Source organism: Cytobacillus stercorigallinarum (assembly GCF_014836495.1).
In the GTDB taxonomy this organism is placed as follows: domain Bacteria; phylum Bacillota; class Bacilli; order Bacillales; family Cytobacillaceae; genus Cytobacillus; species Cytobacillus stercorigallinarum.
The window spans coordinates 188488-202335 of record NZ_JACSQT010000005.1; the positions used below are offsets into that span (position 1 = coordinate 188488).

Sequence of the window (13848 nt, forward strand, 5' to 3'; positions counted from 1 at the left end):
GCCCTTCCCCTCCTTATTAATAATCAAAACGTGAGGTAATCATTTTCTTCCGAGTATAAAAATTAACACCATCTTTACCGTTCACGTGCAAATCTCCATAAAACGAATCCTTCCAACCAGAGAAAGGAAAAAAGGCCATTGTAGCTGGAACACCAATATTGATACCTAACATGCCTGCATCTGCTTCTTCTCTGAACTGACGGACAGCACGCGCATCTTTTGTATATATCGTTGCTCCATTTCCATATCTTGATTGACTAATATAAGCTAATCCCTCATCTAAATCTTTCGCTCGCAGTAAACTTAGTACTGGGGCAAATATCTCATCTTTCGCAATTGTCATATCAGGTGTGACTTGATCAAAAATTGTCGGACCTAAAAATGTACCTTTTTCCATTTCTGTCATAACAGCCCTGCCATCACGTAACAGCTCTGCTCCTTCTTCAATGCCTTTCTCGATATATCCTAAAACTTTTTGGCGATGAGAATCTCTTATAACTGGTGTTAGCAGCACTTCTTCATTAGAGCCATCACCAATGATTAAATCATCTGCTGCTTGTGAAAGCTTTTCTACAAACTCTGATCCCTCCCCTACTACAACGACCGCACTACAAGCCATACAACGCTGGCCAGCGCTGCCAAATGTTGAGCTAATAATATGACCAATCGCTTTCTCCATATCCGCATCTGGCATAACAATATGATGATTCTTCGCTCCTGATAAAGCTTGCACTTTTTTGCCGTAAGAAGCCGCTTTTTCATAGACATATTTCGCGACTGGTTGAGAACCAACAAATGAAATCGCCTTAACGAGGGGATGTTCGAGTAAGCCATTCACCACATCATGCGCGCCATGGACAACATTTAAGACGCCAGCTGGTGCACCAGCTTCCATAAACAACTTCGTCAATTCATTAGATAAAATAGGTGTTCTCTCTGATGGTTTGAGAACAAAAGTATTCCCACATGCGATGGCAAGTGGAAACATCCACAAAGGAACCATCATTGGAAAATTAAACGGTGTGATACCAGCAACAACTCCATGTGGGTAACGAAACATTTGTGAATCGATGTCCTCTGCAATCGTCGACAAAGTTTCTCCCATCATTAACGTTGGTGCACCAGCGGCAAATTCTACGCATTCAATTCCCCTTTGCACTTCCCCATATGCTTCTTTATATGCTTTGCCATTCTCTTCTACGATTAATTTTGCTAATCTTTCATGATTTTCCGTTAATAAATGATGATATTTATAGAGAATTCTCGCTCTTTTTGAAACCGGTGTTTTTTTCCAAGTTTGAAAAGCGTTTCCTGCTGCCTCTACTGCTTGATCTACATCTGATTTTGTGGAAATAGGTACCTTTGCAATAATTGCACCAGTTGCTGGGTTAGGCACCTCCATTGTTTCTGTAGATTGTGAAGCTACCCATTGGCCATTAATAAAATTCTGTAATGTTTTTGTTTCCTGTTCAATTACGCTCATCATCAAACCTCCTATTAAAGATTGATTATTCTGATTTCATTATCTCTTATTTACTACCTTCTTTTCATTAGACATACTGTAAAAAGGATAACGGTCATTCTTAAACAAACGGTCTATATTAAAGAATAGGGTCAGTTTTGAAATCAGTGTCTCAAATAGAAAATCGGAACAAATAAAATAAACCGACTACTATTAGAGACGGTTTATTCTAAGTTTACTTGATTTGTTTTATATCGATTGGGCGCTGGATAAAATCATAACTTAATAGCATAAACTCCAATGCCAATCTTTTCTCATGACTCATAAAATCGGAACCTAATAGCTGCTCAATTTTTTCCAACCGGTGATATAATGTTTGCCTAACAATATATAGTTTTTGTGCCGTATCTTTTTTGGAGCCATTACAAATTAAGTACATTTTTAATGTTTCCATTAACTTTGATTGATGTGCCGTATCATATGCAATCATCGGTCCTAAATATTCTTCAATCATTCCTTGTAAATTCATATGTCTACTGGCAACTGAGATAATGCGAAATATATGTAGATCATCATAAAACATACTTAAATGCGAACGATGATAAAATTGTTGATTGACTTGAATCGTTTCTAATGCCGTTTGATAACTCTCATGTACTGCATTCAAATCAGAAACATATTTTCCAATTCCAAAGTTGAAAGTCTTGTCTGATTGCATATCCGAGAATAATTGCTTCATTTTTTCAATTGCTTGTACTACTCGCCTCTTCCAATCCGTTACCCCTCTTTCATTAAATAAAATAAAGACAATGGCTTTGTGCTTCTCAACAGCTAAGAGGGAAAAACCTTTTTGTTCTAATATGGAGCGAAAATACAACTTGAAATAGGTTAGGTTTTCTAACATTTCCACTTGATAGACACATACTACTGCCCCTCTAGGTGTTTTTGGTAAATAGGCAGATGCATGATTTAATAATGAAGGAGGCGTTTCCTTGCCTTCTAACCAAGAATTAACCCACTCACTTTCTTCTAATCTTCTTTTTTCTTCTACATATAATTCACGAATAAAGAATTGTCCTAAAGCGTTAGCTGTTCTGTCTACAATTAGCTGATCATATTCTGTTAATTGATGGGATGAAGAAATAATGATAAGTTCAGCAAATTTCTCACCTAAAAGTTCAATAGTAGCTCTTACGACAAAACGTGATGATTCTTGTTGGGCTTGCACTTTCTTTAGTATATTTTCTCTTTTTATTTCCGGTAGTACAGGATAAAACTTCGCACTTTCATCTTGAAATAACAATAGGATTTGCACTTGCAATTCTTCATAAATGACCTTCAAAAGTTCATCATAATGATTAATAGAAAGAAGTTTCTTATTTAAGATATGAGAGATTTTTTCTAAATTTGCTAACATATCATATTGCTGATTAATTAAAGAAGTATGAATATCCTGCGTGATTTCAACGAAAGGAACTTCCTTTAATATGAGGATAATGGGGAAATTCGCTTTGTTAGCCATTGAGATGATTTCATGAGGTATGCCTTTCGTATAAGTACCATATTCAATACACAAGCCTGCTGCATTCGACTTAATTAGCTGTTGTACAATTGAGATAAATAATTCCTTTCTCTCTCGCCATGCAACTGCAGTTGAAAGAATTAATTCATTGCCTTTTAGAAGATTACCTATTTTCGTTACCTCAACAATATGAACCCACTTTACTTGATCTACTAATCCATCTTTCCCTGCAACGATTTCAATTTGATCAAAATGCTTCCTTTGCAAGATATCATTGACGGTTAAATAGGATTTCATTTTCGCCCTCCTATATTCTGAATATATAGAATATTAATTGATTACTAGACAAATTGTCAAATAATATAGGCACATTTATTACATTCAGTTAATTGAATAAAAGAAATACTCCAATTTAAACGCATTAAAGCATTCCCCTATCAAACATTCTCCCTTCACGTAACCAAATAAGCGAATCTCCCTCCTCAGCAAGAATGCTTTATGAGTCCCATCTCATAAATGTTGCTCGTAAATAAAACCCAGCGCTTTATACTGTTTGTGCGCTGGGTTCAATCATTTCTTCAAATGTGACGAGTTGCAGGTGTTGAGGAAGTCTTTCCTCGGTAGACAATGTGCAAAGTGATAAGCTATATTGCCTTAGAAAGTTATAAACCTTTACTTTTCCTTCCGGATAACATTTTTGTTGATGGTAGACATCGAATTCACTCCGATTTTTTTCTTCGAGTTCAATTTCTTGAAGGTCTATAAGTAAACCCGTACCGATGGCTTTTAAATAGCTTTCTTTTATCGTCCAACGATTAAAAAAATCTTTCGCTCCCCTACACTCTTCTTCCTCTCGAAACAAAAGGGAGTATAACTCTGGCTTTGGTTTAGTTACTTTTTCTAAATCTATCCCAACCATTCCATCGGTTCCAACGGCACACACACACCAATCACCTGAATGGGACAAGCTAAAGGAAAGCAAAGGGTCTGAGTTCATATAAGGTTTACCATATTTGCTGAATTGCATCATAGTAAAATCAACGTTAGGTAACTTCTTCATAAGTACTTTTCTTAATAATAGATAACCTACTAACGTTCGATATGCATCTTCCATTCTCCTATAACGGTGGATTTGTGCTTTTTTTAATGGTGGTAAAAAGTCACAATAACGATGAAAAGTTACCTCTGACTGTACTTGTGGTAATCGACAAGCAAAAACTTCAAGCATACCTTTCCCCTCCTTCTTTTACTAGCTTGCTTTTTTCATTTTTGGTGAAGTTGACTTAATAGCAGTTTGACTATTGATCGCAAACAAGCCCGCGGCGAGTAGAAGAACGGCACAACTAATAATAGCTATTTGATATAATTGTTCATTTTCAATTGAAAACAGGCTGATAATTAAAGAAATAATCACAATCCCCATTGCTGCACCTAAGCGGTTCTGCACATTAAATAATGTGGTTGCTTGCGACATTTTCTCTTTATTAATATGATGGAATGCCGTATATTGCATGGCAATCACTGCATGTCCTAACGTCAGTCCAATTCCAAATAAACAAATTTGTAACCCGATGATCGAACCAGTAGGGCCTATCCAACTGATGAGTAGGAAAAAAACACTGGATAAAAAGAATCCATAGACAATCACACGATATACGCCTAGAAGCTTTAATGTCAGGGGCATCACTCTTGATGCTACCATTAAACCAATCGCTTCAATAAAAATGGTTAATCCGCTTTTTAATGGTGAGGCACCAGTCGTATATTGATACATAATTGGGAATAAATACAAGAAACCTTGTAAGCCTGCCGCTCCAAGAAAGGAGAGCATACTTATTCGTTTAAATGTCTTTTCCTCCAATAATTTTAAGTTCAATAATGGATGCTCTGTTTTTAATGCATGAAAAACATATGTAACGATCATCACTAGCCCAATGATTCCTAAAACAATTATTGGCAGACTCATTCCTGCTGTTAGTTTATTCAACGTATACATGAATAATGGAAAACCAACCACCATTAAAAAGAACCCTTTAACATCTAGCTTTTTACCCATATACTTATGTTTTTCCTGTAAAAATAGTGCACCGATTATGACGATGAACAAGCCAATCGGAATATTAATTAAGAAGATCCACTGCCAAGGCAAATAAGTCACGATTAATCCACCAATTATCGGACCAAGGGCGGGTGCAATGGCAATAGGAATGACGAAAGACCGCGATAGTTTCGGACGTTCTTCAATTGAAAACGTCCGAAAAATCATCGCCATGCCTATAGGGGCAAACAAGCCGCCTCCTAATCCTTGAAAAAATCTTGCGATGTTTAACATCGATACTGAATCTGCTAAGGCACACATATAAGAAGCGAATGTAAAAACTAGTGAGCTAACGATAAACATCTTTTTACTACCGAAACGATCACCTAAGTACCCTGCACAAGGTAAAATCATACTAACGCCAACAAGATACCAGACAGTCAATCCACTTAACTGAGCGGATGTTACGCCCAGTTCAGCAGCAATCGAAGGAAGTGCGACATAGACGATTGTTCCGTCTAATGCCGCCATAAACATAGCTAGAATATACACTGTACATAATACTCTTCTTTGGTATTTAACTTTTTTATCCATTTTCATTAGAGTGATAGACTTTCCTTCTCTTTTTCATTTGGAAGTAGACTTTCCCAATGCTCTTCAATATATTGATGGCAGCTGGAAAGGGTCGTTTCACCCCAAACCACTTGCCAACCTGTTGGTACATCAATATAACTTGGCCATAATGAATACTGCCCCACATTATTCATTAAAACGAAATACATAGAATCTTTTTGATCAAATGGGTTACTCATGTTTGTAGACTCCCTTCTAATTGCTTATTTTCAATTAAACACTCTAACTCTCTTGCGATTCCTTCTCCTATTTCTGCTAAAGGCTCTGGCTGACACATGTCTTTATGACGGCAAGCAATATCATATTGTCTCATTCTGCCATGAACATATGGTAACCATCTCGCTGGATCATCATTTTTAAACCACTCTGGAACAATCGTTGACTTGAAGAAAATGATATCTCCCTTATATACTTCTGGATCATATTCAGACATAATCCGAACGGAATTTTGATACGTTTCTTTAAGATTTTCGATGGTTTTCTCATCCAATGATGCAAGTACACTACCTTTTTCCTGAAGTAATTCTTTTACAGATTGTATCGTTAATTGATCGCCTTTCACTTCTAGAGGATCATATCCTCCAAGTGCTAGCATCGCAATTAACGCATCATCTTCTGCTTCTTCTTCATTCATAGAAATGAAGTGGCCTGGATAGGAATCCATCATGACTAAAAACTCAATGTTTTCTCCTTGCTTTTGTAATTCAACTGCCATTGCATGAACAACGTTGCCTCCTAACGACCAGCCAAGTAAGCGATACGGACCTTTTGGTTGAACAGAACGAATTTCTTCGATATAATCCTTCGCCATTTCTACTAAACTTATAGGTTTATTTTTCTTTTCTTTAATCCCCTTTGCTTGTAGACCATAGATGGGAAAACGACTATCTAGTTTCGACATCAATCCAGCATAACACCAGCTTAAACCGCCTGCTGGATGGACACAGAATAATGGCGTCTCACTTCCTGTTTTTCGTAAACCCAATAATGACTGTAATGATGCGCCTTCTTCAGCATCCCCTTCAATCACTTTTGCAAGTTGGGCAGCAGTTGGCGCTTCAAACAGCACACCAATGCCTAATTCTTTGCCAAATGTTGATTCTATTTTTTTCATTAATTGCACTGCTAATAACGAATGGCCTCCTAAATCAAAGAAGCTATCATCGATACTTACTTCAGATAAATGTAGGGTTTCAGCAAATAACTGCGTAAGCATCTCTTCTTGTGGCGTTCTAGGTAGATGCCTATCCCCTTGTATTACCTCCATTTCTGGTTTCGGGAGAGCTTTCATATCTAATTTCCCGTGGTTCGTTAACGGAATATCATCTGTTTTAACGAAGTGATTCGGAACCATATATTTTGGCAATCTCGTTTGTAAAAATTGTCTCAGTTCTTTATAATCAACCTCATCATGAGAGATGAAGTAGCTAACCAATTGCTTATCACCATGCATCGTTAATACTGTTGTTACTGCTTGTTTAATAGCAGGATATTGAAGAAGGGCTGCATTTACTTCACCCAACTCGATGCGGAAACCACGGATTTTCACTTGATGATCAGAGCGACCAATATAATCAAGTGAACCATCTTCTGTCCATTTTGCTAAATCTCCAGTTTTATACATTCGGCTTCCTGCTGATCCATATGGATTAGCAACAAACCTTTCCGCTGTCAGTGCGGGTTGATTTAAATAACCATGGGCGAGCCCATCCCCGGTTACATACATTTCTCCGATGACACCTTTAGGAACAGGTTGAAGGTAATCATCTAAAATATATACACCTAAATCAGGGATTCCTTCACCAATTAAACTACTAGCAGATTGACGAATTTTGTCTTTCGTTAATTCTAAATAACTGACATGAACGGTTGTTTCTGTAATACCGTACATGTTAATAAGCTTTGTTTTTGCCAGTGTATGCAGGTTATACCAACTTTCTAATCTAGGTAGTTCTAGCGCCTCTCCACCAAAAATAATATATCTGATTCTCAACATATCTGATAAATCAATTCTTTCTTCTTCAGCTTCCATTAATTGATAGAATGCTGATGGTGTTTGATTTAACACAGTCACTCGTTCTTTAACTAATAATTGTAAAAAAGCTTGTGGATTTCTTGTCGTCTCGTATGGGACAATTACTAGTTTTCCACCAAATAATAATGCGCCCCATATCTCCCAAACAGAGAAGTCAAAAGCATACGAATGGAAAAGTGTCCAAACATCATCATGATCAAAAGAAAACCATTGATTCGTTGATGCAAACAGTCGTACCACATTACGGTGAGGAACAAGTACTCCTTTTGGTTTACCGGTAGAACCTGATGTATAAATAATATAAGCTGGTGAACTAGGATGTATCTCATTCCGTTCATTTTCTTCCAAGTTAGAAGGATCGTACATTGTCAATTGTTGGTGTAATTGTTGATCAAATATCATTTGATTTCTGTGTTCTGCCTGTTTTTTATCAGTAATCATCATAATCGCACCAGCATCTTGATGGATATATTGTTTGCGCTCTTCTGGATAATCCGGATCTATTGGTACATAAGCCGCACCAGCTTTCAATACTGCTAAAATACTTGTAATCAACTCCAAGGACCGTGGTAATGAAATCGTGATAAAATCATTCGCTTTTACACCTTTATCCACTAACAATCGAGCTAGCTGATTTGCCCTGTCATTTAGCTGTTGATAACTGATTGATGTCTCCTCATAGGTTACCGCTATTTCATCCCGGTATTGTTCTACCATTTGTTCAAAGTGATGAACGATATGTTCTTGTTTCGCCGTTACTTTTTTCGATTGGAGATGCAATAACTCATTTTTGTCTGCTTCTATTAGAATAGGTAACTGACCGACAGATTGATTAGGCGTGGCAATGATTGAGTTTAAAAGAGTCAACCATTGCTGCAATAATTGTTGGATTTGTTCATCCTTATAAAGGTCTTTTCGATATTCAATCGCACCTTCCAACGTTTCTTGATTAGATGCTTGCCAAAATTCAAAAGTTAAGTCAAATTTTGCTGTGTTCGTTCCGTTAATTTGAATTTCTGCTTCCACTCCCTCTACCTTAAAAGTGGGTTGTGGTGTGTTTTGCATAATAATCATTGATTGGAATAATGGATGTACTTTATTAGAACGGGTTGGGTTAATCGCCTCTACTACTTTATCAAACGGTGTGTCTTGCTGATCATAACTACTCATATTTTGTTTCTTTACGCGATGTAGTAACTGTAAAAATGATGGGTTGCCCGACACATCCGTACGTAAAACGATTGTATTAACAAAGAAGCCAACGATTGCTTGTAACGACGACTCATTCCTTCCAGCTACTGGTGTACCAAATGGGATATCATCTCCAGCGCCTAAACGATGATACAATGTTGCTAATGCTGATTGCAGAACCATAAACAACGTAACATCTTCATCTTTTGCTAGCTGATTGAGTTGTCGATAAAGGTTTTTATCCATCTCAAAAGTCAATCGGCCACCTTCAACCCTTCTTTTTTCTGGTCTTTCAACCCCATATGGTAGTGGAATGGCCTCAGGTAGATGAGCTAATTGTTTTTTCCAATATGCTAGCTTTTCCTCCATATCATGCACGAATATTTCCTGTTGCCAGAAGGAATAATCGCCATACTGAATAGGTAAGGCAGATAAAACTGCTTGATTGCCTTCAACAATTGCCTCATATGCTGTTGATAAATCATCCATAAATGGTGCGATTGACCACCCATCCGCGAATAGATGGTGGTAAACAATACATAATACATGCTCTTCTTCATTTATTTTAAATAGAAAACTATGCCAACCTAATTCATTTTCCCAATCGATTGGTGTCTTGATTGCTTCTTCAATCTCATGATTGAGGTCACTTCGATTAATCGTTTTTTCAAAGTATTTCAATGTTGCTTCATCTGCTGGTAATATCCTTTGGTATACTTCATCATCTATTGTGTCTATCACCGTGCGCAACGCTTCATGTTTTTTCATTACCTCAACTAAAGATTCGAATAAAGCTTCCGTTGCGAGTCCACCTTTCAGCTTGATTATTACAGGAATATAATAAGTAGAAGCTACATTTTCTGTTTGTTCGATAAACCATAACCTTTTTTGTTCATGACTCATTGGTGCATGCTGTTCTCTCTTATATGGCTTTAACTTTCTACCTTCAAACTTGGTGTCGGTTTGTTTTGTCACTTGTTCTACGATAAATTGCATCGTTGGATTTTGATAAAATAGTGAGAAGGATAAACTTAGACCGAACCTCTCACGGAGCTTACCAAGTAATTGGGAAGCAAGTAGCGAATGGCCACCAAGGGCAAAGAACGAATCAGTTTCGCTTATTTCATTCAGCATTAATGTTTGTTGGAAGATATGGTAGACATCCTTCTGCAAAGGGGTCCAACATTCCTCATCTGTATTGACAGCGTTACTTACCTGTGGATGAGGTAATTCACGCAAATTTAACTTTCCATTTAGGGTCATTGGGAAAGCGTCCAAATACATGAAGAAACTAGGAATCATATAATCTGGTAAAAACTCACGTAAGTATGAAATGAATTCTTCACTTGTTCTCTTCTCGCTTTCAGCCGCTATTACATAAGCAGTTATCCGTTGATCTCCCGGTTGATCTTCTCTTACAATCACTTTACAGCTTTTAACATTAGGGTGTGCTGACAAATGATGCTCGATCTCACCTAACTCCATCCGGTGACCTCGGACTTTAACCTGATCATCACTTCTTTTCACATAATGAAGTCTTCCAGAAACATCTCTTATGCCTATATCTCCTGTGCGATACATTCTTTGACCGTTTTTTGCAAATGGGTTCGCGACAAACCTTGAAGAAGTGAGCGCTGGCTTACGATAGTAACCGTAAGTAACACCCTCTCCTGCAATATAGATTTCACCTGGTCTTCCCGGAGCAACTAGTTGCAGATTTTCATCCAAAATGTAAATTTCTGTGCCTGCAAGAACGTCTCCAAGTGGTGGAGCAGAAAAACCATCAATTGATGTTAATTCATCATGAGTAGACCAAATTGTCGTTTCAGTTGGTCCGTACACATGATGCACTTCTTTGCATAACGCTTGCATTTCCTTTGCTGTATGTGAAGGAAGTTTTTCTCCTCCCACTAATACTTTGACATTCTTTAATTCATCAGTAACAAATGGCAGGAGCATTTGCCAATGTGTCGGTGTTGCTTGAACCGCACTTATGTGCTTTTCTTTTAATTCGTTAACAATGATTGGTGGATCTGAAATGACTGCATTTTTAGCGATTACACATGTGCCTCCGACAGTGATAGGTAAAATCAATTCTAAAATCGAAATATCAAAAGAAATCGTCGTTAAAGCATAAAAGCGATCCATATGGGTTAATTGTAAATGCTTATTCATGGCCGATAAGAAATAAGAAAGTGACTTTGCAGGTACGAGCACACCTTTTGGATTACCGGTTGAACCTGAAGTATAAATCATATACGCAGGATCTCCATTATTTACGAACGGTAGCAAAGTTTCACTCTCACCCTTATAAATATCGATGTTCATAAGATACGGTTGGAAACTTTTTGGCAGTTTCTGTTCCCCTTCTGTATCAGTAAGAATCAGTTGTGTTTGACTATCCCTTAACATATAGTTGAGTCTACTCTCAGGATAATCGATATCAATTGGCACATAGGCACCGCCAGCTTTCCAAACAGATAATATGGCAATCAAAATATTGGCTGAACGGCTAACAGCTATCCCGGCAATAAAAGGATAATGCTGCCCAGTGCTAATCATTTCTGCTGCTAATTCTGAAGTCACCTTATCCAACTGTTCATATGTCCATATTTCACCACTATATTCTAATGCCGGGTGATGAGGATATTTTTTTACCATTTCCTTGAATTGAATAAGCGGATGAACGCTTTCAGATGGATCATAGCCTATATCTTTTCTCATCAACGTGTTTTCTTCATCTAATAACAAATTGATTTGCCAAATAGGTTGCCCGCCATCAATACTTGGTAATCTCTTTAGCCAATGGATGATTCTACTTGCATGTTGCTCTACTTCTAATTGTTGAAACTTTGTACCATTTGCTTCAATATCTACCCTTAGACTGCCATCTCCATCTTGCTCAAACATATTCATATTCATTAAATCAATGGGCCCAGTTGCTAATTTATAAGTTGTGGCAGTGATTTCGCCAAAAATCGGTTGATACGTAAACGGCATAATATTTACTTGAAAAGAGTTCAAAAAACTACTCTGACCAATGGATCCTAAATCTCTTTGTAATTGCTCTTGACGATATTGTTGATGTTTACTATTCTTCCTGGTTTCATTTACAACTTCTTTCACCAGACTGTTAAAAGTGGACTCATGAGAAAATGAAAGCATTAATGGCAGAATATTCATTGTTGTTGCTGGAATATTCATCGCAACTGTAGAACGATTCATCATCGGCACTGTTAATAAACTCTTGCGATCCCCCGTTAACTTATATTGATAGATCCCCATAGCTGCAATCACGAGATGCGGCCAAGCGATTTTCCATTCTTTCGCCTTGTTCTTTAACATTTGAAACTCTGCGGCTGTTAATTTTCTAGTTATTTTAATAGAAGATGTTGCCTCAGAAGAGTCAAACTCATTCTGAGACAAGGAAACGTCTTGCGTGACACCTTTATACTTCTCGTTCCAATATTTTTTATCTTCCAAATATAATGGAGATTCTTTATAATTATTCTCTGATTCTACCAATAGAGACAGTGGTTTAAAAGCTGGCTCCGGCACGGACTTTCCTTTTAGATATGCTGAATACGTGCTTGCTACTTTGTTCGTTATTAATGAAAAGCCAAACGCATCACAGGCAATATGATGGATTTTCTGATACCAAAGATACTCATCACTAGCTATTTTAAAGAGAATTTGCTTATATACAGGACCATTTTCCAAGTCAATTGAAAGTGACAAATCATCTTTCATAAGATCAATAGCCGTTTGCTTAGGAGTCTCCATTAAACTCACATCAATATATTGAACAGGCACTTCGGTCGGTTTTTGCAGAACTTGATATAAATTCCCAGCCTCTTCATAAAAAGTGACATGGAGACTGTCTGCTTCTTGAACGGTGCTTTTAATACTTTCGATTAATAACGAGACGTTGATTCGTCCGTTTATCTCTACATATTCACCCGTATTATATGCTGTCTTCTGTTCATCCAATTCATGAGCGTACCAAATGCCAGCTTGGGCATCTGTCGCTTGCAGCTTGGTTGCTTCACTGATCATTCCATGTGCCTCCTTTTAAGAATAGACTTCGTTTGTTTCTCGAAAGATTTCATACCAAGCTTGTAAGGTTGGATTTGATGCCATTTTCATAAAGTTTACATCTGCTCCTTCAGCTCGCCATTCTTCTACTAACGTCATCATCCTAATGGAGTCTAACCCTAAGCTCACTAAATCATCATCATCCTTAATTTCATTAGGGGAGATTTCAAGCATCGCTGCTACTTTTGCTTTCACTTCACTATGAACATCATTAGTTACATTATTTGTTGATAAATCATAGAGTAATTCTTCAGTTAATAAAACTTTGCCACATCTAGTAGCTGTATAATTTAATGCCTGTATATGTTCCTCATAAGAGAAATCAGCTACTGCATCGGCAATAAGAAATGGTTGGATATCATACATAAATGCTTCCATTGCCGTAGCTAAACAACCAATATGTGCGTACACACCACATATAATAAGTTGATCACGACCCTCTTCCTTCATGCGATCAAGTAAATTTGATTTTTTAAAAGCACTATATCTCCATTTTGTTTGAATCGTATCATTGTCTGTTGGTGCCAACGCAGGTACAATACCTGTTTGTGCTTCATCTTCTGTGAGTCCTGGCCCCCAAAAATCGGTTAATAAGGCACGGTCTTCATCTTTTTGATTACCTGGTTGTGCGGTATAGACAACAGGAATATTTGCACTTTGACAATAGGCTTTTATACTAGCAATCTTCTCAATCATCTCTTTAATCAATTGAGAATCATTCTCATAGTAGTTGACAAAATAATTTTGCATATCATGTATAAGCAGGACTGCACGCTTTTTATCAAGCTGCCAATCTACTTTATTTTTTGGTAAATTATTTGCCTCAGGTAATGGATAGGTTTTGATTTTTGGTATTGACATAGGGAATCGCT

General features: G+C 37.3%; 7 protein-coding genes. All 7 read right to left on the reverse strand.

Features of this window, described 5'->3' with window-relative positions; all coding sequences use genetic code 11:
- Positions 1–16: 16 nt before the first annotated feature.
- The 7 genes from H9655_RS12380 to H9655_RS12410 all read right to left on the reverse strand — a co-directional run bounded on the left by H9655_RS12380 (position 17) and on the right by H9655_RS12410 (position 13837).
- A complete protein-coding gene (locus tag H9655_RS12380; protein WP_191814375.1) occupies positions 17–1483 on the reverse strand; it encodes a CoA-acylating methylmalonate-semialdehyde dehydrogenase in 1467 nt (488 codons plus the stop codon).
- Positions 1484–1697: 214 nt separating this feature from the next.
- On the reverse strand, positions 1698–3281 hold the full coding sequence (locus tag H9655_RS12385; protein WP_191814377.1) for a PucR family transcriptional regulator: 1584 nt from the start codon (positions 3279–3281) through the stop codon (positions 1698–1700).
- Positions 3282–3528: 247 nt separating this feature from the next.
- The gene (locus H9655_RS12390; protein ID WP_191814379.1) at positions 3529–4212 is read right to left on the reverse strand and encodes a 4'-phosphopantetheinyl transferase family protein; all 684 of its coding nucleotides are present in this window, start codon (positions 4210–4212) and stop codon (positions 3529–3531) included.
- Between the two features lie 21 nt (positions 4213–4233).
- Positions 4234–5616: a DHA2 family efflux MFS transporter permease subunit gene (locus H9655_RS12395; protein ID WP_225230612.1), complete on the reverse strand. Its 1383-nt coding sequence runs from the start codon at positions 5614–5616 to the stop codon at positions 4234–4236.
- 5 nt (positions 5617–5621) lie between these two features.
- Complete coding sequence (locus H9655_RS12400; protein ID WP_191814384.1) at positions 5622–5834, reverse strand: MbtH family protein; 213 nt, start codon at positions 5832–5834, stop codon at positions 5622–5624.
- Positions 5831–12937, reverse strand: a complete 7107-nt coding sequence (locus tag H9655_RS12405) for an amino acid adenylation domain-containing protein (RefSeq protein WP_191814386.1) — start codon at positions 12935–12937, stop codon at positions 5831–5833. The genes H9655_RS12400 and H9655_RS12405 overlap by 4 nt, the downstream gene beginning before the upstream one ends.
- A 15-nt stretch (positions 12938–12952) precedes the next feature.
- On the reverse strand, positions 12953–13837 hold the full coding sequence (locus H9655_RS12410; protein WP_191814387.1) for an isochorismatase: 885 nt from the start codon (positions 13835–13837) through the stop codon (positions 12953–12955).
- Positions 13838–13848 lie beyond the last annotated feature (11 nt).

What these genes read in the sequence shown, in the direction of transcription:
- H9655_RS12380 (WP_191814375.1), bottom strand. Translation starts at nt 1,483, where the DNA reads ATGAGCGTAATTGAACAGGAAACAAAAACATTACAGAATTTTATTAAT.
- H9655_RS12385 (WP_191814377.1), bottom strand. Translation starts at nt 3,281, where the DNA reads ATGAAATCCTATTTAACCGTCAATGATATCTTGCAAAGGAAGCATTTT.
- H9655_RS12390 (WP_191814379.1), bottom strand. Translation starts at nt 4,212, where the DNA reads ATGCTTGAAGTTTTTGCTTGTCGATTACCACAAGTACAGTCAGAGGTA.
- H9655_RS12395 (WP_225230612.1), bottom strand. Translation starts at nt 5,616, where the DNA reads ATGGATAAAAAAGTTAAATACCAAAGAAGAGTATTATGTACAGTGTAT.
- H9655_RS12400 (WP_191814384.1), bottom strand. Translation starts at nt 5,834, where the DNA reads ATGAGTAACCCATTTGATCAAAAAGATTCTATGTATTTCGTTTTAATG.
- H9655_RS12405 (WP_191814386.1), bottom strand. Translation starts at nt 12,937, where the DNA reads ATGATCAGTGAAGCAACCAAGCTGCAAGCGACAGATGCCCAAGCTGGC.
- H9655_RS12410 (WP_191814387.1), bottom strand. Translation starts at nt 13,837, where the DNA reads ATGTCAATACCAAAAATCAAAACCTATCCATTACCTGAGGCAAATAAT.